The sequence below is a fragment of the Hyphomicrobium sp. genome (genome assembly GCF_009026145.1).
GTDB lineage: Bacteria > Pseudomonadota > Alphaproteobacteria > Rhizobiales > Hyphomicrobiaceae > Hyphomicrobium_A.
The window spans coordinates 1-20755 of the sequence record NZ_WBUE01000045.1 but is presented as its reverse complement, the minus strand read 5'-3'; the positions used below and the strand labels follow the sequence as shown (position 1 = coordinate 20755).

The window sequence follows — 20755 nt, the reverse complement described above, 5'->3', positions numbered from 1 at the left end:
CGGCGCAGGCGCGCCGCTTGGCGCGCTCGTACCGGAAGGCCTTCTTGAGCGCCTCGCGGTCGCGTGCGGCCCCATCGTCCTCGGTATCCTTGTCCTCCGCCAGCTTCGGCTCCTTTGCCGCCTTGGCGAAGCATTCGGCCGGCAGCACCTCGCGCTCATCCTCGGCCGTGACCGCCGTCGCCGGCGGCTCCTTGCCATTGCCGCATCCGCCCAAACCAAGCGCGGCGATGATCGACACCAGCCCGCAGGCCATGCGCGTCTTCATTGGTTCAGCCTCCTGGCGACTTCCTTGGGGTAGCAGACGGTGCGGGGCCGCTCGCGCAGCTGCCGCTCCAGGTCGGCGATGCGAGCGGCCGCGCGGTCGAGCTCCTCGGCCAGCTCCGCCGCCCGGGCCGCCGAGACGGCTTCCGACTGGCGCTGTCGCGCCTGGCGGATGGCGACCTGCTGCAGGCGCGCGTTGGCGATCTCCCGCTGGTAAGCCGAGATGGCGTCGGCGGCCGCATCTCGCCGTAGCCAGGTGACGCCGCCAAGGCTCGCGAGAATGCCCAGCGCCACTGCGCCAATGACGGCGATGGAGGCGTTGCCGACAAGCCAGCCGCGGGCCCAGGCCCACGCAGCCGCCAGGGTGAGACTGCTGATCATATGCCGTACTCCTTCAGCTTGCGGCGGCGCTCGAGCCAGACATAGGTTGCGCCGGCAAGGGTGATGACGCCGCCCCAGAACTCGTAGGTCTGCACCAGCTCGAGCAGCACGTGGCCGAACCAGGCGGCGGTGAAGAGGGCGGCCTTGCAGGTTGCCACGACCTTGGCGGCTGCCTTGCCGGCGACCACGCCGATGGTCGATGTGCCCGCGCCGCCGACCAGGACGGCGGTGTTGCCGGTGTTGGACTGGCCCATATGCTCCGGCGCCGCGATCTCGGCCTTGGCCATGCAGGTCGTGAACTCCGTGCACGCCACGCCGTCGGGAACGGGCGCTGGCTGCCGGGCATCGATCTCGGCATAGTGCCTGGCCTTGCCCTCGATGCGCGCGGTGCGCTCCAGCCAGTTCCTGCCGTGCTTCCAGAACGTCCGGCAGGCGCGGTGATACGCGCGGCGCAGATCGCTGAAGCGCGCGATCAGCTCCGCGGCGTCCGCAGCGTTGGCGGCATCGAGGGTCACCTGGCCCAGATGGCCGTCGACCTCGATGCCCAGCGCCATCTGCAGCTTGCGGATGGCGTTGCCGACGCCGCAATTGACGCCCATGTCGAACACGGCGAGGTCGACGCCGGCGGGCAGCGCATCGGCCTGCACCGGCAGCCAGTACTGATCGCGATAGATGATCGTCAGCTCTTCGTCGCTGATGTGCTTGACCCACTGGGCAGGCAAGCCCTGCCGGCGCCGCCAGGCGTCATACTCGCGCTGCAGGATGCCCATCATGGTCTTGCCGCCGCTGTCGTCCGGATCGTCGGAGTAGGCCCAGCGCCCGCGATGGTAGGGGCCCCCGATGGGCTGATCGGTGCCCTCCTCCTCGCGCAGCATATCGGCAAGGCAGATCGCGAAACGATCCGCGGTTGATGTGTGCATGGTGGTCTCCGGTAGGGACGATGGCGCGAGCACGGCGAACTGCCGGTCCGCGGTCAGTGTGCGGTAGAGCGCGTAGACGACAAGGAAGGCGCCAGCCGCCATGCCGATCGCGAACGCGACTGAGACGGCGAGCACAAATTGTCTCCGAGGGAAGTCCCTGCGCGCTTCTGGCACGAAGCACGCTGTGTTGCTGCCGACTGCGTCGACGACGATTCGGAACTAGCGTGACTTCGCCTTTGTAGACTTCCGCTTCTGCACCGATTTGGGTGGCGGCGCCTTGGCGATCCGCTTCAGCACCTTGTCAAAGGCTTCCTCGTTCTCGTCAGCGCCAAGCTCGCGGGCTGCCTTGACGAATTCGCGGTGCTGTTCAGACGTTGGTCTTGACTTCAAGGGCGCGGTCCTCTGGCCCGGCGTGGACTCGACCGTAATCCCAACATTCAGTACGATGCGATTCGACTGAATTGTGGGCTGCAGAGGAGCCACCCTCTGCAGCCCTATTCCCGACAACCGAGGCCCGGTGCGGGAATGGTAGTGACGCATTGCAGTTTGCGTATGAGCTTCGCGTTGTCAAACGCGCGCCGGGCCGCATTGTGCGAAAGACGCTCCATGCTGCCCAACAAACAACTCCGCTCCTTGGCTCGAGTTAGCACCCGCAACGGTCCCCGGCCGTTGCGCGAAGCCACCCTCATTGTCCTCCGCGCCAGCCAGCGTTGGCGCTCGCTTCTCAGGTGCTATAGCCATGCCCTCTCCGCAAATCGCTCCGCGCTTCATAGCATACATCGATGAGGCCGGAGACGACGGGCTCGACGCGGTTCGACCGATAGACCCCGATGGATCGAACGAATGGTTGATCATGGGCGCGACGGTGATCGACGCTACCCATGAGGCTGCCTCGGAGCAGTGGATCAGCGGTATTGTCGGCAGCCTGACAAAGTATAATCTGCCGCACCTTCATTTCCGGCACTGCAACACGACAAACGGTCGCCACGTCTGTGAGATCATGGCGGATCTGCCGATCCACTGCTTCGTGGTGGCGTCAAACAAGCGGACATGATGGTCTATCTGAACCCGTTCGCCGCAACGATCCCGTCAAAGAATTGGTTCTACTGTTGGCTCACCCGCCTGCTGCTGGAGCGCGTGACGTACTTCGCGCTGAAGCAATCGATAGTGGCATACGGTCAGCCAGCGCCGCTTCAAATTGAACTGAGCGAGCGAGGACGCTTCTCCTACGGCCAATTGAGAGCCTACTACGACTGGCTGAAGCTCAAGAGTATGGCTGGGCAGAACAAACTACCGCTCGGGGATATCTCTTGGGACGTAATGAGCCACGACCACTTTGAGGTTCATCCCAACGAGCGCCGGCCAGGGCTGCAACTTGCAGACGCGGTGGCAGGTGCATTTCTCCGGGCATGCGATGTCAACCAGATCGGCCAGCGCGACGTGCAGGCAGCAAAGCTGCTGAAGCCGGTGATGACCGGCGATCCCAGCGCTGGCATGGTGCATGGCTTCAGCGTAAAGCTTATGCCGAAGTGGGGGATCGCCAATCTCACAAGGGAACAGCAGCAGGTCTTCAGGTTCTATGGATACCCGCTACCGCAATGGTGGATGCCGAAGCATCGCTAGCGGGAGACCTGGCTCCTTTGATTGGTCGGTTGATAGCCCACCACCCAATGGGCAGGCATCCGAGTCAACGTCACGGTACTAGCCCGCAACCAGAGTGGTTCCAGCGTTCCCGCTAGCGACTAAGCTGTATGCCAACCATTGGCTGAGGTCAAAACAACTTGCGGAAATCATGTGGGGATTCCGCAAGTTGTTGTTTCCGAATCACTATTTCCGAGGTCGCCGCATTACAGGCCCCGACCGCCGTTGCGACGCACGCTCACATCTTCACCGAGACGATCAGGCCCGCCTGGTATCTGGCGGCATCGCCCGCATCACCGTAGAAGGTGCCTTGCCCGCCGCCCGCGTTGTTCGCCCTGTTGATCGCTTGGATGTAGTTGTGGCCCTCGCCGGAGAGCGTTGCCTCGTAGCGCGAAGCCATCGCCAGGGCGAGGGCCGTCGAGTTGAAGGCATGCAGAGCGCCGCTCGCCGGCGAGCTGGAATTGAGACCGACGCTCCAGAGCGAGCTTGCGGTGCCGCTATTCCCGTTCATGCGCATATGCGAGGCGCGCACCTGTACGCCTTCGCGGCAGGCCACGAAGGACACCCGGTTCGACGCGCTCTGATTGGCGTCCTTCCAGGTATCGTCATTCTCATTCCAGGAGTCGGCGCTGTCTCGGCAGACCGCGGTGAGCCATTCCTCGTTGTAGGCGTTCGCCAGATAAAGCTTGTTACTCGTTCCGCCCGCTGCGGCGTTGGGCAGAAAGACCATCGCCGTCTGCCCATCCGCGCTCGCCCGGAAGGTGCCGACCCACGTAAGAAGACCGGCGCCGACGATTGCGGTGTCGCCGCTATTGGCGCCATAGCGCACGAGCATCGAGGCATTGTTGACCTTGAAGCCCGCCGCCGTCTGCGTCAGCGCGGCCGACCGGGTCGTATCGCTGGCCCAGGCGGGACCGCTGACAAGCCGCGGCGAACCAGTGGTGTCGTCGAGAAGAAGGTCAAAGAGCTTGCCGGATTGATGATATCCGGTGTGCCCGCTGTCGCCGTCCAGATTGAGCGGCAGTTCCGAGAACCGACGCATCGACCAGCGGTCGCCGTTGAACCGCGGATAGTAGGCGCCCTTGTAGAGCGCGTAGTAGATCGCGGTGCCGGCGGACACGTCGCTCGTCATGATCGGCGCGCCCGACGTCAGGGTGAGCCGCCCCTGCGGCGGCCCGATGAACGTGTCCGCCAGATCCCGCGTCTGCACCGTCCTGTAGGCGGGACGCGGATGCTCCGACACCAGTTGGGTGCGGGGCCTCCGCGGTCCCGGCAGCCTGTTCGCGTGCATCAGGAGATCCTGTTGACGAAGCCGAACGCCGCCAGGACGTTGGCCGCCGCCCCGAACGCTTTGACGTTCACGCTGCCTGACAGCACGAGGCCCGGCACCACGAGAATCGTCTCGCCTGCCGGGATGTTCATGGTCAGGTTGTCGTCGGGCGCAGTGACGCCGCCGAGTTCGAACGTCACCTTGCGCTCGACCGTGTCGGTGTTCGTCACCCAGAGGTAGACTTCATCCTTGGCGGTGGCATGCGCCGCATGGATCTGCGTGCCCGGCGTCGCGGTTGCCGCTATTTTGATGCCGCGGCCATTCGTGCTTGCGCTCAGGAATTCCTTCGTGATCGTCGCCATTGTGGTTTCCTCAGTTGAAGACCTGCGCCCTCAATACGATCTGCACATCGTCGAGGTGGTTGAGACGCATGCTCGTGTTGTTTGCGAGGCCGAGGGCTCGCCTGGCGTCCGCGGCCGCCTTCGCTATCGCCGCATCCAGAAGCCTGACGCGGATGATCGCGCTATTGGCGAGACCAATGGCCCGCGCGGCGTCCGAAGCCGACCGGGCGGCCACGACGCCGAAGGCGGTCTCCAGCCACGCGAGCAGATCGACCAGCGCGATTCGAACGACCTGACGCAGGCCGCCGCCGAGATCCTTGATGCCGACGAGCTCGAGCACGACGCTGGACGTCGGCAAATTAGGGGCGCGAACGCCTTGGGCCATGGCGAGCAATCCTTTGCGGAAGGGTGGTGAGTGGGACTGACACTCTGCCGGCGGTCAGGGCACTTAGCCGCCGGAGGCGACGTTGCCGACGGACTCGGGTGCGGCAGCCTGGCCTATCTGGAGAGGCGCGGGAAGGTGGACAAGATTGGCGTTGGCCGGAAAGCGCAATGGAAGGTCAACGGACCTTCTTGAGCATCTTTCGCTTCGGCGTTTTCCTTGTCACCTTCTTTTCCGTCAACAACTATCATACCGCGGCCAAAGGTATGATAGTTCTGCTGCTGCTCCGTCTACCTCATGTGTCGCTTGCCAGTAGCCGTTCCAGTCAACCGACTTCTTGCGCCCCGGCGCCAACCTGGCCATGGGCGCGCAACTTGCCTATTGTGTCATTGGCTTCCTGCAGCGCGCCACGCAACTCAGCGATTTCCCGTGCGTTCTGAGCCAACAGATGCCGTTGATGGTTGATGGTCGCTGCATTCTGCACACCGAGATACGCCAGTCGCCCGAGTTCGGCTTGTACGCTCTGATCCAAGAACTCGAGGCGCATCTTGTTCAGGATGGCGTTGGTTGTTTCGATCTCCGCCATGGTGCGGGCTCCTTTGCATGTTGCCTATGCGTTTGCGATGGTTGTGACCGTCCCGCTCGACCCCCGATATCTCAACGCGCCGCTCTCAACGAACAGGATGCCGCCGCCCGCCACGCTGGCGCCCGGCGCGCCGGTATTCTTCATGATGAGATTGCCCTGCGAGCCTGGAAACGCGTTGCCGAAGTGCGACCAGCTGCCCAGGGCGAGCACGCCGTTGGCAAAGAAACCGCCGACGATGGTTTGCGAGCCCTCGTTCGTTCTCGCCACCTTGAACACGATATTCGAGCCACCTTGTGTGGTGGCCTCAAGCGGAGGACTGGTGCTCGAGCGCAAAGGCTGATCGGCATAGAAGTCGATCGAAACCGTCTCCGTCTGAACGAAACCCAGGCCTGCGGAGCCAGCGAGGTTGTCGCAGTAGCCAAACCCCGTGATCTGTCCCAACCGCGCGCCGGCAGGCAATCCACGCAGCGTCCCGTTCCAGGCATAAGACCCGGCCGCCTGATAGAAGTTGATGTTGTTTTGGACCCCACCATTCACCGGATCGGCAAGCCCGTAGATGTTCAGATTGCAGGAGCCCTCCGAGCCGGCGCCACCGTCCGCAACGCCCCAGACAGAGTCCTCCCTGCCGAGGTTCACCATGTTGACGAAGAATGGGCTTCCCACCCCGCGTTGCGCAAAGGAAACAAAGCCGGCGCCGGCCTGGTTCTGGCCATTCAGGACAGGCACGCCAAAGCCTGCGACAGGATCGGCGATGATGAGCGTCGGGCTCATCGAATTGAGCGACGTCGGATTGGACGACTTCAGGGTCAGGCGACCCCGCACGACTTCAAGAGCCAGCTCCTTGTTCTGCCCGCCTGCGACCGCCCCATGATCGTTTAGCCTGATGCGGGCACCGTACGTGCTACCTACGTAGCCGCCTTCGGTTGAGGTGCCGATCTCAAGGTATGGATTGGCGCCGGCATCGGCGTGCAACGCGAACGCTGCCAAACTATCAGAGATGAAATCCTTCGGTACAAGCCGCCCGACATCACCATTGGAGTCTTTGAAGTACACCCCATGATCGTCGCGCGCGAAGAGTGCGAGATACCCCGCCGCAGGCGTCGGCGGCCCTTCGGGCGGCGCGCTCTCCCATTCGGCGAACCGGAATGCGTCAGCCTCCCAGAAATCCCCGACCGGGAACCGTGCTATCCGGGTCGGGCCGCCCGGGGACAGCTCCTCAGTGCCGATGAGCTCCAGCAGTGAGGAGGCCGCCGGCAGCGGGTAGCGCGCCGCCCGGCGCGGCCCGCCCGGGGATATCTCTTCGTTGCCGATGAGCTCGAGCAATGAGGAGGCCAGCGGCAGGTTCGGGGTGCGAACGCCCATGGGTAGCTCGTCGTGTTGGTGATGCCGCCGGCGGCGCGCGGCTCCGCGTGGTGCTACGCCGCCCAGGCGGGCAAGGGGTCTGCGTTGACCAGCGCCTCGATTTGGGGCGCGTGATCCATGAGGGTCAGGCGGAACGTCGGACCATCCGAGGTCTCGATGTCCTGCACGATGACTTCGAAGGTTTCGCGGGTGGCGACGCCGAACAGCGCAAGATCGCCGGGCGCCGGCAACGCCGTCCCCAGGATGCGAAGCGCGCGCACCGCGCCGGGCTGGCTGTTGCCGACCAGGGCGAGGAGGCTGCTGCCATCCGCCTTGCGGAACCGGCAGGCATAGGCGACGCCCGCCTCGATGGTGACATAGGTGTCGAGCACGACCACTTGGGCCGCTACGTCAACGGCAGCCACGCGCGCCGGCTCTTGCGTGCGATCGAGCACGTCGTGGCTGAGCACCGCGAGATCCCCGCGCGTGAGCACCAGGGCCTCGATGTCCTGGTTGACCGTATAGCGATCGGGCCGATGGATTAGCTCGTACTGCCGCCGCCGCGCCTCCCGGAAGATCTGCGCCGGGTTCGTGATGCCGACGAACTGCACCTCCTCGGTGACGTCGGGCTCGCCGGTGAACCCGGGCCACGGTACGAGCTGCTCGACCTGCTTGAAGTCTTGCGTCTCGTCGAGGAAGCTGATGCGGAAGGCATCGGGGACGCGCACGTAGCGCCGCTGCCCCGAGAAGCCCCACGAGTTGCGCGGCGAGAGATGGCCGACGACGACGCTCTGCGGCTTGTCGATGACGATATCCCAGGCCTGGCCACTGTCGCGCGGCGTCGCCCGGCCGGCCGCGGCGATGTCCTGCAGCACGTCCCACAGGGAGGCGACGTAGTCGTGGACGCGGTTGTAGGTGAGCCCATTCGCCGCGCAGTATTCGTGCCACTCCTGCAGCTTGGCGAGGTTGATCTCGCCGTCAGCCTTGGGATAGGCGGTCGCGGGACCCTGAAGCACGTAGCGGAAGAGCGACGCCGGGTTGTTGGTGGCGCGCGTCACCCAGGTCTGCGTCGGCGCATCCCAGTCCTTGCAGATCCGCCGCACATCAGCATTGAGATTGCTGATCATGCCGCTGAGCTGCGCCGTGGCCTTGATGCGGACGGCCAGCAGGGCGAGCGGGCGATCGAAGCTGAGATATGCCCCGGGAAAGTTTGTGCTGGTCAGGCCGGTCCATTGCACGACGCCGACCTGGCGCAGATTGTCGAAGTCCGCCGTGATGCGAGAGACGCCGATCTCCCATTGCCCGGCGTATGGCAGCGCAAATTCGGTGCTGCGGCGGAGGGGATTGCGGGTCGCCTCCGTGAACGACCACGGATTGAGCCAAGATATCCAATCGGTGTCATCGCCTCCGGCCGGTCTCAGGCGAACGTGGACCTGCAGGTTGAGGGGGAGCGGGTTGCCGGTGGCGGAGTCGAATTGGGAGAGGCCTTGCGGAAAGACCAGGTCGACGATGGCCGCCGTGGCACCGGGCGCGGTGGTGCGGATCACCTCGGTGCCGTGCATCAGCACCGTCTCGACGGACTCCTGGTAGCAATTCCGGAATTGCGACGGCAGGACATCGCCGGGGTAGCCGTAGATCAGCTGAGTGCTGACATCCTGGTAGTTCGTGATGAGGTTGTCGCCAATCCTGATGTTGTCGATCTCGAGCGGCCCGTAGCCGAAATTCAAGAGCGCGTTGACGTAGAGGTCGTCGCCCGCGACCTCCGTATAGGGCAGAGCGGCATACGGCGGGGCGAACCGGTGGAACCCCAGCACGTTCGGCACGGCGCCACCCGGGTTGGCAATGTTCTGCAAGCCATTGATGGAATAGGCCTGGCTCCGCGCCTCGTCGCTGCCACCGAGCGATGAGGCGCCCGCCTGCCGCAGAGGCACCAGCGCGTTGAAGAGGGCCGACGCGGCGATCGAAGAAGCGGCAGCAGCAGCACCGGTAGCGAAGCCCGCCGGCAACGCGCTGAACAGCGGTAGGCCGCCAAGTAACGGACCGAGGTAATAGGCCCCAACGGCAGCGGCTGCGACAGTCACGGCGACGCCAATGATCTGCCGCGCCGTGGTGCCCGATGGGAGCAGGCGGATAATGACGGTTGTGCCAGGCTTCGGGCGCGCGTGGCGCCACAGGGCCTCAAGCACGACAAAGTCCCCGATCGTCACGCGGAGCTGGCCCCAGCGCTCCTCGGGCAGCCCGGGCAGCGCCACGGCCACCATGTCCGCGATCGTCGCCCCGTGCGGCACGACGCACTGCGCGCGCCGGCCGGGGTCGAGATGCGGCAGGGCGAGGACGGTGACGTCAGTCTGCATGGCGCGCCTCATGGGCATAGAAGCCGACGAGGCGGTGCCGCCACCGACCGGAAGCATAGCTTTCAATTTGCGACGCGCCTCCCCGCTCCACATGCAGCATCCGCCCGCCGCCGATGACCAGGCCGACGTGCGCGAGCAGGCCAGCGCAGCGCATCAGCGCGATATGGAACTCGCGCTCTTCCCCAGCCGGCACCTGTCCCCATGGTTGCCGGCACGCGTTGGCCCCGAACAGCGCATCGATCTCGGCGCGCTCCTGCGCCGAGACGTAGGCCTCCGTGTAGTGGGGCAGCACGATCCCAAGCCTCTCCCCATAGACCAGCGTGCAGAGGCCCCAGCAATCGATTCCGGTGCGGTCCCGCCCCTTCTCCTTCCAGGGCAGACCGACGAAGTCCGCGCTCCAATGCATCAGCCGACATAGAGCCGCGGGAAGCGGGCTTGGGTCATGCGGTGCGCCGGCCACGGCTCGTTCGAGATCGCCTCGCGCGACACGTCATAGGTGATACGTGAGTCATCGTAGCTGCCTTGCACGCCGCGCAGATCCAGCCACTCCTCCTCGACGACGTCCGGGGCCGTGGCCAGGACGCACCTGATATCGACGCGTGCCGGCGAGAGGGCGGCCCGGATGACCGCGGCCATGTCGTCGGCGACGTTGGCGAAGGCGAGGGTCACGGCCGCCGGCGCCCCCATCCGATCATCGGGGAAGATCACGGACATGAGGACGAAGTCATAGATGACCCCCTCCGCGACCGTCCCGTAGCGCAAGGGATCGACCGAGATCCTGCGCGTGGGATCGCTCGACAGCCGGATGGCGCTGTCGAGCTCGGGATGGGTGATGGTCACGAGGGTGATGACGGCGTCCTCCGTCGCCTCCGCATTGAGGGCGTTACGGAAGCTGAGGGACAGCTCGCGGGCCATCAGGGCAGCACATTGAGTTGAATGTTGGCGACATGCGCGGTGGACCGGCGGATCGGTCGTATGGCCGGCGGCCCCTCGCTTGCGAACTGCACGAGCCACCAGCCCTCGAGCAGGATCTGCTCATCCGCCTCGGTGAGCAGGGGCTCGCCCGCCTCGGTGAGCAGCATGGCGCCGTCGAAGAGCTGATCCGGGAACATGAAGGCCAGGGTGCCGCCGGCGGTGTCCTCGTGCCAGAACCGCAGAAGACGCGCGACCTGGTTCTGGTCGCAGTGCAGCGAGCCGCTGACGGGCGCGCTCGCGGCGGAGACGCGACGGCGTGACTTTCCGGGCCCGACATCCATGGGCGACTTGAGGCGCGCATCGGAGGGGGCGGCGCTGAAGTCCGGCGCCATCATCCACTGATTGAGCTCGTCGGGCCAGATCGGGACGGTCATCGCCGCACCAGCATTCCGGCCATTCGCAGTTGCTTGAAGGCCGGCGACTGCTGCCGGCCGAAGGCCGTGGCCACCACCTCCTCGACCACGGCGACCGTCTTCCGCCCGCCACGGCCGTCGGATTCCTCACGCGTCGAGACCCTGGCCGCAGAATGGTTGTTGACGATCTGCACCGTCACCTGGGGCCCGGCGCCGTCGGTACTGACGCCCAACCTGCCGCCGCTGAGTCGGCGCAGAGGCATGACGGCCTCGGGACCGGCCTCGCCCATCAGGCCGTAGCCGCGCGCCATGGGGAAGAGCGTTGGGAAGCTGACGACGCCGCCGCGGGCGAAGGGCACGAGGCCACCATGGGCGAAGATGTTGCCGGCGGCCGACTGCGCGACAGTCGTGCCGGCAGCCCAGCCGCCGTCGCCAAACAAGTTGCCGAGCCCCGTACCGAGCCCCTTCGCGATCGGCCCGACGACCTGCTGCATAAGGATCGCCTGCGCAACGGCCTCGGCCATGCGCAGCGCCATATCGCCCAGAGCCTCGCTCGCTGTCTTCGTCCCCTTGGCCATCTCGATCAGGCTCGAGGCGGAGCCCCGCAGCGCGCTCGACAGGCCCTCATCGAGGCTGGTGGTGAGCTTGCCGGCGTCGATCGCCAGGCGCGTGAGCTGCGGAAACTCGGACTGCCGCACGGCCAGGGCCTCGGCGCTCTCCCGCACCTCTTTGCGAACGAGGCGCTCGGCGGCCGCCATCTCCTCATCGCTCTTGATGAAGCCCTTGGCGCGTTGATCCTGCAGGTCCTTGAGCCGCTGCAGGAGGATCTCCTCCTCGGAGGCGATGCCGAGTTGCGTGCGGGCTGCGACCGCGGCCCGGTTCTGCGCCAGCGTGAAGGCAGACAGCGCCCGGGCACGAACGCTGTCGGAGACCCCGCCGGCATCCTGTGCCGCCTTGAGCTCGAGGATCTTCTGGCTCAGCTGCTCGGCCGGCGTGATGGCCTCGCCGAGAACCGACGTCCAACGCCGCATCAGCTCGAGCTGCACGGCGGTCGTCGGCTCGGCCGTCGTCGCCGTGTTCCACTGCCCGACGGAAACCTCGGCCGGCCACGACTTCGGCATATCGGCGCGCGGTGACTTGGTGGCCTGGACGGTGCCCTGCATGCCTGGCGGCAGCATCCAGTCGTCCGGACCGTTGATCCCACCCGCCGGAGGGGTCGAGTTCCACCATTTCTTAATGGCCTCGATGGTGCCTTCGATGGCTCTGGTAATCGCGAGCTGCCGCTCGTAGGCTTCCTTCTGGTACTCCAGCCAGGCGACCTTGGCGCCGGCGAAGATTTTGTCCTGCGCGCGCTGAAGGGCTTCGATCTCAACCTTGAGTTCGGCCGCCCTCTTGATAAGAACCTCGGTCTCACGGTTGACGCCCGCGACGCTGCGCTCGTAGGCGTCCATGCCGCCTTTCTGGGCGACATAGTCGAGCAGCTGGCCGCCCTGAATGCCGCCGCGGCCGCCGATCGCCTTCGCCAGGGCATTCCTCTCGCCTTGGTCGGTCAGACGCTGATAAGCACGCGACAAAATGTCGATGGCGTCGACGGTATTGCGCGCAGCAGCCACCTCGCGCAGCAGGCCCGCATCGATACGCAACAGCGCATCGAAGAGAGGGCCCGTGCCGCGCCGAAGCTCTTCCACGCTGATCGTCAGGCGATCGATGAAAGCGGATGTCTGCTGGGCATCCAAGCCGACCTTGGTGCCCGCTGCGCTGAGAAGCTTGAATTGGGTGATCGAGACGCCGGCGGTCTCGGCCGCCTCTTTCACGCGATGGGCCTTCTCAGCGAACTCGGTGGCCTTCTCCGACAAGGCGGTGAACGCGGTCACGACACCGCCGAGCACGGCGGCGACGGCAAGGCCGCTGGGACCCAACGCAACAAGACCCGAGCCCGCCGGACCCAGCGAGAACGCCAGGCCCGTGGCGCGGCCCTTCAGCTCCTCGATGATCGCTGACAGGCCCTTGAGGCCGCTGTTCGGCTGCCGCGAGGCCGCGTCCAGTTGCTTCAGCGCCTTATCCCCGGCCGGGCCCAGCGCTTCAAGCGCTTTGCGAACCACCTCCTGGTTCTCGACGGAGAACCGGATTTTGACGTCGGCTGCCATGTCAGTCCCTCTTCGGTTTCTGCTGTTGCGCCTCGGCGTACGCCCACCAGGCCGCGACGTAGGCGGTCTCAGCGGCGGCCAAGAGCCGCTTGGCGAAGTCCCGGTCGAGGCCGCGCGGCAGGCCCGCCAGCGCGGCCGGCCAGTTGAGGCCACTGATCCCGCCGTCCATGCCGGCCCGCTGCCAGAGGCCCGGGCGCTCGAGGATGGCGAAGACCGCGCGGCCCTCAGGCGTCAGTGGAGCGTGCTCGATTTCGGGGCATCGGGTGCGCTCGCCGACGTCTCCGTCGGCGGTGAACCCGAGGGCGCAGGGGTCTCCCCGCTGCCGGCAGCTGGCGCACCAGCCAGGATGCCCGCCCCGCCACTCGGCGAGGCGGATGATCCGTTTTTTTCCTTGGTCTCCTCATGCACCGCGCTGTTGATGACGCGCATGATCTTGTCGCGGTACATCGGATCGGCGAGCAGCAGGGCGATGGAGCTGGTATCCGGCTTCTCGATCGGCGTGCCGTCCTCGTTGCCGATGCCGCACCAGCCATCCTGGCAGGCCAGCACCAGGTAGACCTCCGTCAGGCGCGCGGCCGCCGTCGCCAGCCTGGCGGCGTCGAGCCGGACTCCCAGCTCGAAGTCGTCGCCCAGGACGCTGGCGAGCGCCTGGGCCGACTCGCTCCCGGCCACGAGCTCCGCCAGGCGCGGGTGCGCCTGCGCGGTGGCGAACTCGACGTCCGTCTGTGTCGCCGGCCGGACCCGGATCCAGGCGCTCTCACCCAAGGCGACTGGCACGAAGGGCGGTTTGCCCTTTCGCAGTTTCAGCATGATGTGTCCTTCCTCCGTTGTCAGTGCACCACGTCGCGCTGCTCGCGCATGTGCTTCAGTATCCAAGCTGAGATGCCAGCCTCGCTCAGCTCTCGGATGGTCGCCCATGGCATCTCGATCTTGAGTATCTTGTCATCCATGACCACACCGAACGTGATCGACTCTTTTGCGCGAGCAGCGGCGACCTTTCCGGCCGGATCGGAGACGTCAACCTCTCCGCGCGCCAACGCCTTCAACCGGGCTGCGATGTTGTCGGCCTCTGCCTTGAGCTTGCGGAGCGGAGATCGTGCCGTGCTCATGTGCCGACCTTTGAGCCATCGTCCCACACGAACTCGCCATCCTCACCGACCGGAAAGTGAGGGCGGCAGCCGACGCAGAATGTCCCGCTGTAGAAGTCCGGCTGCCGGGCGTACGTCTCGGCGATCGCCTGCCCCATCGTAGTGGCCACCCCGCACTTGGAGTGCACGTAGGTCCGGCGCACCGGCCGCACGAAGCCCTTGGCGCGCTCCTCCGCGCTCAGAACCACATAGCCTTTCTGTTGACCGGTGGCGGGGTTGATTTCGCGATGGTCCGGCGTGACTGGCGAGCCATCTGTCAGTGTGGTCTTGCTCATGATCTTGATGGCTCCTTCGTTGAGTTATTCGAAGATTTCGAATACCTGCCTCTATGTCCCTCAGCACCCCTTATGCGTACGCTGCTGCGGCCGTTCCGTTCTTCAGCACGGCGGAGAGCATGGCTGCGGAGGAGCTCTGCTCGGCGCGGAAGTTGAAGCTCTGCTCGATGCGCCCCGGGCCCGTGACCGGGAGGCCGATCGGGTCGAAGCGCACAACTGGCGCCTGCAGCGAGAACGACCGCACCGAGGTCCGCTGCCACAGCAGCTCCATGGCGAACGGCGTTCCGGCCTTGGCCTGGTCATAGAGCGCAGCTGTGCGGAAGCGGGCGCGGATGGTGCCGCTGAAGGTGGCCATGTCGTCGAGGTCATGGCCCGTCGGATAGCCCTCGGCGTCGCCCAGGTAGTCCTGCGGCGTGGCGCGGTTGTTGTACTCCCAATCGATCGAAATGATGTCGGCCGCGGCGACGGCGTCGATCTTGAGCACGCCCAGCACCGCCAGCAGGGGGTCGCGCGCCAGGATCGCCGGCGGCGTGCCGCCTCCGGTCGCGGTGATCTTGCTCTCCTTCTTGCCGAGGACGCCGACCGTCATGCGGGCATAGCCGCCGGCGCGTGCCATGCTGCCGCCGATGCTGTTCACGAGGCAGCCCGTCCGCTGCAGGAAGATGGCGCTGGCCCGCTTGGCCTCGAGCGTGCGGTGGGGCAGGACCTCGCCGCCCGACGTGAAGGTATGAGTGTAGTCCCCGGCACCAGAGGATGCCGGCGTGCCAAAGGCGCCCTTGAGCCAGAACCAGGCGTGATTGAGGTCGAGCGGCACCGTCAGGCTGCCGGTGATGCCCTGCTTGAGGCCCGGCTGGGGCGTGGTCATGTCGCGGGAGTTGTGATCCGCGTCCCCCATGATGGGATCGTCCTCCTGGGGCGAGAGGTCGACGAGGCTGTCGTCGTAGATCAGCGTCTTCTGGTAGTCGCCTGACGGGGCGGTGCCGTAGGTGCTCTCGTCCTTGAGCAGCAGCTCGACGAGCTGGCCCTTGGGGGCTGCGGCGGTCGGCATGGGTTGGGCTCCTGGTTAGTCGGCGATGCCGTGCAGTTCACACTCGCGCTTGGTCGCCGGCCGATACTTCGCCTTGGCGGCCTGCAGCTTCTGCTCGACCTCGGCCGTGCCGAGCAGGACCTTGCCGGCGCGCCACTCCGCGCAATCCTCGAGCAGCAGGATATAGGTCGGCGCAGCCGCCGAAGCGTCCTTGCGGGCCATGGTGTCCTCAGAAGGTGCGGGACGACGTGAAGGTGAGGCGGATCCGGATGCCCGCCTCCAGGACGTTCGGCATGCCGTCTGTCGCGAGGCCGGAGCCGTTGCGCCTCGGCGCCAGCATGCGGGCGTCGTCGACCGTGCCGCCGAGCGTCCGGTCCGCGGTGATCGCGTCGTCGATCGCCTCGAGGCCCGCTTCGAAGGCTGCCCGCCGCGCCTCCCGCGTGCCGCCGGCCACGATGAACTCGACCGGCACCTCGCGCGTGATCTCGTAGCTGTCCGCGATCACGTCGGCGCCCAGCAGCTCCTCCGGGTCGCCTTCCGAGTCGTCCCAGACGTTGAGCAGCATCTCGAGATCGCTGCCCATTTCAGCAAGCCGCGCCGGCAGGTCTTCATTCTGCAGCGGCTCGGGGATCTTGGGGCTGGGCTCGCCGGCCTTGGCCACGAGCGCAGCGTACAGCGCCTCGAGCGCATCACCGGTTTTGGACATCGTCAATCCTGAGCCAGTGCGGCCGCGATCTCGGCGGGGAAGAGCTGGGCCCAGCCCTCCTCGAGGTCCCGGAAGATGCGGGGCCAATTGAGCCGCTTACGCAGCGTGACCTGCCGCACGAAGATGAACATGATGCTTAGGAACGCCGGCTCGGTTCGCGCCTCCGGGGGCTCCCCGACCTTCCGCTTCCGCTTGGCGAAGCGCGCCCGCCGGCGATTGAGCGACTTGTCGATCGCGCCAAGCAGAACACGGCCCGCGAACTGACTCCCGGGCCCCACGAACCCACCAGCCTTACCAGGGGCGAAGATGATCAGCTTCTGCCCATAGCGCGCCTCGACCTCAGCAGGCGTCCAACGGGACGCCTGACCGCGGCCGCCGCGCGCGCCCCGCCGCGGCACGTTCTCGGTCGGAATGGCGAGGTAGGCGCCACGCTTCGGCAGGATGACCGTAGTGGCCGCGTGCGCGGTGACGATCTCTGGCGCTGCCGATCTGAACACGACGGCCGGCGAATGCGTGCGCACCGACGCCGACCTCGGATAGATCTCGGCCCGCCAGGTATTGGCCAGGCGCTGCCCGAGGCCTGCAGCTACGACATCGCCGCGCAGCGCCAGCTTGCCGCGGGCGAGCTGCTTCTCGGCCGCCGTGCGCGCGCCCTTGGCGATGCGCAGATGCGTCTGATGCGCGAATTTGCCGAGGTCGCCCTGCAGGGCGAGCCGGATCTGCAGGCTCATGTGACGGTGCAGACCCACTCGAGGCGTTCCGGGTCCGCCTCCCGAGTGACCGGGTCCCCCTGGACTGTCAGGCTCTCTGCCGTAGCCGTCAGATCAAACGTTCCGCCCTTCCTGGGCAAGGCGATCTCTGACCTGCGGACCGCCAGAGTCGTCCCTTTCATGACGGGCTGCCCCCTGGGTGCGCTGGCATGCCGATCGCGCGCGTCCTTGATCACGAGACAGGACACAGCCGAGCCGCCACCGGGCGGTGTGTAGGTCGCAGCGACGCCCCAGACGGCATAGCTCGCATCCACCGCCTCGGCAGCGATCTCGGCTGGCGTTGTCATGACCGTGCACCAGGCGCGCTAGGTGCGCCGCGCCTGATGCAGGGCGGACGGCATGGTGCAGACGGGGAGCGGATACGAATACTGCTCGACGTCCGCGTACATGTTCCGATCCCGATCGGGAACGATGTGGGAGTAGATCGGCTGACCCAGCGTGTTGACGAAATCGAAGCTCTCGCCAGGTGACATGGCGATCTGGAAGATGCCAGCGCCGATCGGGAAGAACTTCGCTTTGTCGGTAGCGACACCCACGGTGTCGTCATCCGAGCCGCGATAGTTGATCCACTGGATGCCGCCGTAGTTGAAGGTCTCCCATGCCGCACCGAAACCGTTGCGCAGATCTGCGGCCTGTGCGGTAGCGAGGAAGGTCTTCTCCACTTCGGAGTGACCAACCAGGTCGTCCCAGAAGGCGTCGCCGGCAATCGCGCCAATGCGCACCGCGTTGCCGCCGAGGCCCTTCAGAGCCTTGAGGATAGAGCGCTTGACCAGATTGCACTTCTTGCGGATGGCACCAGCCGCCGGCGATGCAGCGTCGAGATCGAAGTCGATCTCCACCGGGATGGATTGGTTGAACTCGGTCGCCCAATTGTAGATGACCGTGTTGTCGGCATCCTTCACGACGCCGGTAACGGCGCCCATCCGCATGTTCTCCCAGGTCAGCTCGATGTTCGCACGGATCATGGCTTGCCGACGGGCAACCTCAACCTGAAGCTGCTTGAGCTCCGTCTCGGAACCAAAGGCACGGATGTTCTGCAGTTCCGAGGCGGTGATCCGGCTGCCTTCCGCGAGACGAACCGTGCGGAAAGCACGAACCTTCGAGCGATCGCCGCCCTTCTGCTTGACCGGAGCGCCGCGAGGCGTGGTCTGGATCAGAGCCGGCGCGTTCTCACGCTCCTCGATCATGACCATCTCGGTGCGTACCGGGACGGGCACGAACAGACCGGGAATCGTGCCGAGCAAGCCCGGCACGTAGCCGATCTTGTCGACAGAGGCCGTCAGCGAGATGGCGCTGAAGGCATCCTGCTTGAAGACGTCCATGGTCAACATGGGATCGAACTCCTTTGTGAGTGATGCGGGGTGCCGGGCCGTGCGGCTGTTCAGGAATCGAAAGGCCGCCAGGGGTGCTGGCGGCCTCGATGACGGCCCGGCCGAGCCGTCAGAGTTCAGGCTTGGTGGGCTAACGGACGATGATCCCGAGAGCCAGGAGCTGCTCGATCGCCAGGGCCTTCTCGCCAGACTCGATGTCGCTCGGCCAGGTCAGATCGGACCCGCGCACCTCGCAGTGGCGCACGTGCACGGTCGCCTTCTTGGTCTCGCCGACACCGGTTACGACGTCGTCGAAAGAGATGCCGGCGGCCACCTGGCTGCCGTCGGTGCCGTCCTGGTTGAACGCCTTGTACTGGCCGGCAGCGGCTGCATCGGCGTAGCTCACTGGCACGGTCCACCGGTCGCCGGCGACGAAATCGGTGCCTCCATCAGCGAGGGTGAAGTTGATCGTGCCGTTGTAGGCCACTGCGACAACGCCGGTGCCGTCCAGGCTTCCGTCCGGCTTGAACACGGCGAATGTCCCGGCGTTGCTGGCCGGTTCGATGATCACGACCGAGTAATCGCCGGCAGGCGCACCGGCGGCGGCGGTCGGCGTACCGAAGACACCGTTGCCAATATTGCCAGCAGCGGCAACGGCCGCTCCGACGGTGACAGCGCCGCCGCCCGGGCCGCCGTCGGCAACCTTGCCGAGGACGCGGCCGGGGACGAGGGTCTGGGAGGCAGCAATCACCACCTCCTCGCGAGACAGGGCGCCGTTGGCTTCGCTGACGATGTAGCCACCGGCATGCAGGGTTTCGGTAAGCGTGGTCATGGGAGGTGTCTCCTAGGGGAGTTGGTGATCGGCGTGACGCGAACCGTGTGTCGGCTACGCCCTCTTGGTGAACCCGTTGAGCGCGTTGACCTTGGCGATCGCCTCGTCCCAGCCAGCTGTGGCCGATGCCGGCCGCGCCGCCGGCGTGGTATCGATAGCGACGTCGTCACCAGCCTTCGCCTTCATGGCCACCAGTTTCGACCGCACCTGCGCGATGGGCGTCTTCGCCTGAACAAACGCTCTCGCGTCAGCCAGGGACGCGCCGGCCAGCGTGCAGAGCTCCATGGTCTCTGCCGCCATGTCGGCGGTGTAGGCTGGCGTCTTTGCGCCCTCGGCTGGATCGTCCTCATCCGGTTCGGCAGCCTTGGACTTCTTGCCCTTGGCCTTCATGCCGGAGGGAGCATCCCTATCCTCGTTGTCATCGGGCTCGGCACCCTCGGCCTTCTTGCCCTTCGACTTCTTGCCGGCCGGGGCGTCGTCCTCATCGTCATCGGGTTCGGCAGTCTCCGCCTTCTTGCCCTTGGACTTCTTGCCAGCCGGAGGGTCGTCCTCTTCATCCTCTTCCTCGTCGTTGTCGACGATCTCGGCCTTCTTGGCCTTCGCTTGCACCTTGCTCATCGTCCTGTCTCCATGGTTGACCGCCTCCGCGCCTTTCGCGGTGGTCTTGGTTTGCGGTTCCCCGGCCGCAAGTTCGGTGATCTCTGCGAGCGCCTGCTCGAATGGCATCACGACGTCTGCAAGCCTGGCCTCGACTGCGTCGTTGTCGGAATACATCGCCGCTTCGGTGGCCGTGGCCTCCTTCGCCGACATGCGGCCTTGGCGGCCGACCAGCGCCGCAAACTCATCGCGGCAGTGGTCGACTCGCGCCTTCAGTGCCTTGAGCGCGGCCGGCTCGAGCTCGGCGTGAGACCAGCCATCCATCTTGCGGGCGCCGGAATGGATGGCGGTGTACTTCAGACCGGCGGCGACATCGGCCTTCGTTTCGTCGATGTGCACCATCATGGCCCCGATCGAGCCGACCTGGCCAAGAGCGGGCAGGATCAGCTTCTCGGCGCAGCCCGCGATAGCGTAGGCGGCTGAGGCCGCCAGGTCGTTGGCGACAGCCCAGATGTGCTTCGTGGCGCGCGCGGCCATGATCTCGTTGGCGATATCGATCAGGCCACCGCACTCGCCCCCCGGACTGTCGACATCCATCAGGATGGCGTTCACGCGCGTGTCGGCCAGCACAGCCTTGAAGGTGGCGGAAAGGCCTTGATACGTGGTCCAGCCGCACATGGCAGTGAGCCAGTCGAAGCGGCGCGAAAGGATGCCGTAGACAGGGATGATGGCGACGCCGTCTGCGGTCAGCAGGTATTCGCCCAGCTCCCCGTTCACGGCAACCGGCTCTGCATGCAGGTCGTTCGCCAGCACCTCCAGGCGATCGGATACCGCCACCTTCACAATACGGCGAGGCCGCTCTGCAGCCAGGATCCTGGCAGCTGCCGGACCGTCGAGGATCGCTCGGAGCGCCGTAGGCTCTATCGCATGGGCGTGACCGAACAGGCGCGAGGCAACGCGCGGATAGGCGACGTTCATTGGGGTGATCCTCGCTCGTGAGCAGTCAGGCGGCTGGTGCTGTCCTAATCCAAGTAGAATTAGGACATTCTACTTGGGAGCTTAGGACAGACCGCATCGCGACACAGGTGCTAGCTGCTTGGAATCAGGTAGAACCGACCCATGAGCGATGAAGGGTCGT

At 65.9% G+C, this 20755-nt stretch carries 28 protein-coding genes; 2 read left to right on the top strand and 26 right to left on the bottom strand.

Features of this window, described 5'->3' with window-relative positions:
• The 4 genes from F9K20_RS20555 to F9K20_RS20540 all read right to left on the bottom strand — a co-directional run.
• Positions 1-265: hypothetical protein (locus F9K20_RS20555; RefSeq protein ID WP_291006483.1), on the bottom strand; the 265-nt coding region annotated here is incomplete at its 3' end.
• Positions 262-642, bottom strand: coding sequence for a hypothetical protein (locus tag F9K20_RS20550; protein WP_291006481.1), 381 nt, complete (start codon positions 640-642; stop codon positions 262-264). The genes F9K20_RS20550 and F9K20_RS20555, both read right to left, overlap by 4 nt.
• Positions 639-1697, bottom strand: coding sequence for a glycosyl hydrolase 108 family protein (locus tag F9K20_RS20545; RefSeq protein ID WP_291006478.1), 1059 nt, complete (start codon positions 1695-1697; stop codon positions 639-641). Before F9K20_RS20545 ends, F9K20_RS20550 begins: the two co-directional genes overlap by 4 nt.
• Before the next feature lie 84 nt (positions 1698-1781).
• Positions 1782-1952: a hypothetical protein gene (locus F9K20_RS20540; RefSeq protein WP_291006475.1), complete on the bottom strand. Its 171-nt coding sequence runs from the start codon at positions 1950-1952 to the stop codon at positions 1782-1784.
• A gap of 349 nt (positions 1953-2301) precedes the next feature.
• Between F9K20_RS20540 and F9K20_RS20535 the strand changes: the two genes are divergently transcribed.
• The gene (locus F9K20_RS20535; protein ID WP_291006473.1) at positions 2302-2616 is read left to right on the top strand and encodes a hypothetical protein; all 315 of its coding nucleotides are present in this window, start codon (positions 2302-2304) and stop codon (positions 2614-2616) included.
• Positions 2613-3185: a hypothetical protein gene (locus tag F9K20_RS20530; RefSeq protein WP_291006471.1), complete on the top strand. Its 573-nt coding sequence runs from the start codon at positions 2613-2615 to the stop codon at positions 3183-3185. The genes F9K20_RS20535 and F9K20_RS20530 overlap by 4 nt, the downstream gene beginning before the upstream one ends.
• Before the next feature lie 256 nt (positions 3186-3441).
• On the opposite strand, the gene F9K20_RS20525 is transcribed toward F9K20_RS20530, so the two are convergent.
• The 22 genes from F9K20_RS20525 to F9K20_RS20420 form a co-directional block, all read right to left on the bottom strand.
• Complete coding sequence (locus F9K20_RS20525; RefSeq protein ID WP_291006468.1) at positions 3442-4494, bottom strand: hypothetical protein; 1053 nt, start codon at positions 4492-4494, stop codon at positions 3442-3444.
• Positions 4494-4835 (bottom strand): hypothetical protein, encoded by a 342-nt coding sequence (locus F9K20_RS20520; protein WP_291006466.1) that lies wholly within the window; start codon positions 4833-4835, stop codon positions 4494-4496. The genes F9K20_RS20525 and F9K20_RS20520 overlap by 1 nt, the downstream gene beginning before the upstream one ends.
• A 10-nt stretch (positions 4836-4845) precedes the next feature.
• Positions 4846-5199 carry a hypothetical protein gene (locus tag F9K20_RS20515; protein ID WP_291006464.1) on the bottom strand — a complete coding sequence of 118 codons (354 nt, stop codon included), beginning with the start codon at positions 5197-5199 and terminating at the stop codon, positions 4846-4848.
• A 322-nt stretch (positions 5200-5521) separates the two neighbouring features.
• Positions 5522-5782: a hypothetical protein gene (locus tag F9K20_RS20510; protein ID WP_291006461.1), complete on the bottom strand. Its 261-nt coding sequence runs from the start codon at positions 5780-5782 to the stop codon at positions 5522-5524.
• Between the two features lie 24 nt (positions 5783-5806).
• Positions 5807-7144, bottom strand: coding sequence for a hypothetical protein (locus F9K20_RS20505; RefSeq protein ID WP_291006458.1), 1338 nt, complete (start codon positions 7142-7144; stop codon positions 5807-5809).
• 53 nt (positions 7145-7197) lie between these two features.
• Positions 7198-9477 (bottom strand): host specificity factor TipJ family phage tail protein, encoded by a 2280-nt coding sequence (locus tag F9K20_RS20500; RefSeq protein WP_291006456.1) that lies wholly within the window; start codon positions 9475-9477, stop codon positions 7198-7200.
• On the bottom strand, positions 9467-9883 hold the full coding sequence (locus F9K20_RS20495) for an NlpC/P60 family protein (protein ID WP_291006453.1): 417 nt from the start codon (positions 9881-9883) through the stop codon (positions 9467-9469). Before F9K20_RS20495 ends, F9K20_RS20500 begins: the two co-directional genes overlap by 11 nt.
• A complete protein-coding gene (locus F9K20_RS20490; protein ID WP_291006450.1) occupies positions 9883-10392 on the bottom strand; it encodes a DUF1833 family protein in 510 nt (169 codons plus the stop codon). Before F9K20_RS20490 ends, F9K20_RS20495 begins: the two co-directional genes overlap by 1 nt.
• Positions 10392-10826 (bottom strand): hypothetical protein, encoded by a 435-nt coding sequence (locus tag F9K20_RS20485; RefSeq protein WP_291006447.1) that lies wholly within the window; start codon positions 10824-10826, stop codon positions 10392-10394. Before F9K20_RS20485 ends, F9K20_RS20490 begins: the two co-directional genes overlap by 1 nt.
• Positions 10823-12952 carry a hypothetical protein gene (locus F9K20_RS20480; protein WP_291006445.1) on the bottom strand — a complete coding sequence of 710 codons (2130 nt, stop codon included), beginning with the start codon at positions 12950-12952 and terminating at the stop codon, positions 10823-10825. The genes F9K20_RS20485 and F9K20_RS20480 overlap by 4 nt, the downstream gene beginning before the upstream one ends.
• 1 nt (position 12953) lies before the next feature.
• Positions 12954-13121, bottom strand: coding sequence for a hypothetical protein (locus tag F9K20_RS20475; RefSeq protein WP_291006442.1), 168 nt, complete (start codon positions 13119-13121; stop codon positions 12954-12956).
• Between the two features lie 62 nt (positions 13122-13183).
• Positions 13184-13762 carry a hypothetical protein gene (locus F9K20_RS20470; RefSeq protein ID WP_291006440.1) on the bottom strand — a complete coding sequence of 193 codons (579 nt, stop codon included), beginning with the start codon at positions 13760-13762 and terminating at the stop codon, positions 13184-13186.
• A 20-nt stretch (positions 13763-13782) separates the two neighbouring features.
• Positions 13783-14061: a hypothetical protein gene (locus tag F9K20_RS20465; RefSeq protein WP_291006437.1), complete on the bottom strand. Its 279-nt coding sequence runs from the start codon at positions 14059-14061 to the stop codon at positions 13783-13785.
• Positions 14058-14375 carry a hypothetical protein gene (locus F9K20_RS20460; RefSeq protein ID WP_291006434.1) on the bottom strand — a complete coding sequence of 106 codons (318 nt, stop codon included), beginning with the start codon at positions 14373-14375 and terminating at the stop codon, positions 14058-14060. Before F9K20_RS20460 ends, F9K20_RS20465 begins: the two co-directional genes overlap by 4 nt.
• Before the next feature lie 70 nt (positions 14376-14445).
• A complete protein-coding gene (locus tag F9K20_RS20455) occupies positions 14446-15423 on the bottom strand; it encodes a phage tail tube protein (RefSeq protein ID WP_291006431.1) in 978 nt (325 codons plus the stop codon).
• 15 nt (positions 15424-15438) lie between these two features.
• Positions 15439-15624: a hypothetical protein gene (locus F9K20_RS20450; RefSeq protein ID WP_291006428.1), complete on the bottom strand. Its 186-nt coding sequence runs from the start codon at positions 15622-15624 to the stop codon at positions 15439-15441.
• A gap of 7 nt (positions 15625-15631) precedes the next feature.
• Positions 15632-16108 carry a hypothetical protein gene (locus F9K20_RS20445; protein ID WP_291006425.1) on the bottom strand — a complete coding sequence of 159 codons (477 nt, stop codon included), beginning with the start codon at positions 16106-16108 and terminating at the stop codon, positions 15632-15634.
• Positions 16109-16110: 2 nt separating this feature from the next.
• Complete coding sequence (locus F9K20_RS20440; protein WP_291006423.1) at positions 16111-16839, bottom strand: DUF6441 family protein; 729 nt, start codon at positions 16837-16839, stop codon at positions 16111-16113.
• Positions 16836-17165 carry a hypothetical protein gene (locus tag F9K20_RS20435; protein ID WP_291006420.1) on the bottom strand — a complete coding sequence of 110 codons (330 nt, stop codon included), beginning with the start codon at positions 17163-17165 and terminating at the stop codon, positions 16836-16838. The genes F9K20_RS20440 and F9K20_RS20435 overlap by 4 nt, the downstream gene beginning before the upstream one ends.
• 18 nt (positions 17166-17183) lie before the next feature.
• Positions 17184-18209 carry a major capsid protein gene (locus F9K20_RS20430; protein WP_291006417.1) on the bottom strand — a complete coding sequence of 342 codons (1026 nt, stop codon included), beginning with the start codon at positions 18207-18209 and terminating at the stop codon, positions 17184-17186.
• Between the two features lie 130 nt (positions 18210-18339).
• Positions 18340-19020 carry a head decoration protein gene (locus F9K20_RS20425; RefSeq protein ID WP_291006414.1) on the bottom strand — a complete coding sequence of 227 codons (681 nt, stop codon included), beginning with the start codon at positions 19018-19020 and terminating at the stop codon, positions 18340-18342.
• A gap of 54 nt (positions 19021-19074) precedes the next feature.
• Entirely contained in the window at positions 19075-20595 is a 1521-nt protein-coding gene (locus F9K20_RS20420; protein ID WP_291006411.1) for a S49 family peptidase, read from the bottom strand.
• Positions 20596-20755: the final 160 nt, after the last annotated feature.

What these genes read in the sequence shown, in the direction of transcription:
- F9K20_RS20550 (WP_291006481.1), bottom strand. Translation starts at nt 642, where the DNA reads ATGATCAGCAGTCTCACCCTGGCGGCTGCGTGGGCCTGGGCCCGCGGC.
- F9K20_RS20535 (WP_291006473.1), top strand. Translation starts at nt 2,302, where the DNA reads ATGCCCTCTCCGCAAATCGCTCCGCGCTTCATAGCATACATCGATGAG.
- F9K20_RS20530 (WP_291006471.1), top strand. Translation starts at nt 2,613, where the DNA reads ATGATGGTCTATCTGAACCCGTTCGCCGCAACGATCCCGTCAAAGAAT.
- F9K20_RS20525 (WP_291006468.1), bottom strand. Translation starts at nt 4,494, where the DNA reads ATGCACGCGAACAGGCTGCCGGGACCGCGGAGGCCCCGCACCCAACTG.
- F9K20_RS20520 (WP_291006466.1), bottom strand. Translation starts at nt 4,835, where the DNA reads ATGGCGACGATCACGAAGGAATTCCTGAGCGCAAGCACGAATGGCCGC.
- F9K20_RS20515 (WP_291006464.1), bottom strand. Translation starts at nt 5,199, where the DNA reads ATGGCCCAAGGCGTTCGCGCCCCTAATTTGCCGACGTCCAGCGTCGTG.
- F9K20_RS20510 (WP_291006461.1), bottom strand. Translation starts at nt 5,782, where the DNA reads ATGGCGGAGATCGAAACAACCAACGCCATCCTGAACAAGATGCGCCTC.
- F9K20_RS20505 (WP_291006458.1), bottom strand. Translation starts at nt 7,144, where the DNA reads ATGGGCGTTCGCACCCCGAACCTGCCGCTGGCCTCCTCATTGCTCGAG.
- F9K20_RS20500 (WP_291006456.1), bottom strand. Translation starts at nt 9,477, where the DNA reads ATGCAGACTGACGTCACCGTCCTCGCCCTGCCGCATCTCGACCCCGGC.
- F9K20_RS20495 (WP_291006453.1), bottom strand. Translation starts at nt 9,883, where the DNA reads ATGCATTGGAGCGCGGACTTCGTCGGTCTGCCCTGGAAGGAGAAGGGG.
- F9K20_RS20490 (WP_291006450.1), bottom strand. Translation starts at nt 10,392, where the DNA reads ATGGCCCGCGAGCTGTCCCTCAGCTTCCGTAACGCCCTCAATGCGGAG.
- F9K20_RS20485 (WP_291006447.1), bottom strand. Translation starts at nt 10,826, where the DNA reads ATGACCGTCCCGATCTGGCCCGACGAGCTCAATCAGTGGATGATGGCG.
- F9K20_RS20480 (WP_291006445.1), bottom strand. Translation starts at nt 12,952, where the DNA reads ATGGCAGCCGACGTCAAAATCCGGTTCTCCGTCGAGAACCAGGAGGTG.
- F9K20_RS20475 (WP_291006442.1), bottom strand. Translation starts at nt 13,121, where the DNA reads ATGGACGGCGGGATCAGTGGCCTCAACTGGCCGGCCGCGCTGGCGGGC.
- F9K20_RS20470 (WP_291006440.1), bottom strand. Translation starts at nt 13,762, where the DNA reads ATGCTGAAACTGCGAAAGGGCAAACCGCCCTTCGTGCCAGTCGCCTTG.
- F9K20_RS20465 (WP_291006437.1), bottom strand. Translation starts at nt 14,061, where the DNA reads ATGAGCACGGCACGATCTCCGCTCCGCAAGCTCAAGGCAGAGGCCGAC.
- F9K20_RS20460 (WP_291006434.1), bottom strand. Translation starts at nt 14,375, where the DNA reads ATGAGCAAGACCACACTGACAGATGGCTCGCCAGTCACGCCGGACCAT.
- F9K20_RS20455 (WP_291006431.1), bottom strand. Translation starts at nt 15,423, where the DNA reads ATGCCGACCGCCGCAGCCCCCAAGGGCCAGCTCGTCGAGCTGCTGCTC.
- F9K20_RS20450 (WP_291006428.1), bottom strand. Translation starts at nt 15,624, where the DNA reads ATGGCCCGCAAGGACGCTTCGGCGGCTGCGCCGACCTATATCCTGCTG.
- F9K20_RS20445 (WP_291006425.1), bottom strand. Translation starts at nt 16,108, where the DNA reads ATGTCCAAAACCGGTGATGCGCTCGAGGCGCTGTACGCTGCGCTCGTG.
- F9K20_RS20440 (WP_291006423.1), bottom strand. Translation starts at nt 16,839, where the DNA reads ATGAGCCTGCAGATCCGGCTCGCCCTGCAGGGCGACCTCGGCAAATTC.
- F9K20_RS20435 (WP_291006420.1), bottom strand. Translation starts at nt 17,165, where the DNA reads ATGACAACGCCAGCCGAGATCGCTGCCGAGGCGGTGGATGCGAGCTAT.
- F9K20_RS20430 (WP_291006417.1), bottom strand. Translation starts at nt 18,209, where the DNA reads ATGTTGACCATGGACGTCTTCAAGCAGGATGCCTTCAGCGCCATCTCG.
- F9K20_RS20425 (WP_291006414.1), bottom strand. Translation starts at nt 19,020, where the DNA reads ATGACCACGCTTACCGAAACCCTGCATGCCGGTGGCTACATCGTCAGC.
- F9K20_RS20420 (WP_291006411.1), bottom strand. Translation starts at nt 20,595, where the DNA reads ATGAACGTCGCCTATCCGCGCGTTGCCTCGCGCCTGTTCGGTCACGCC.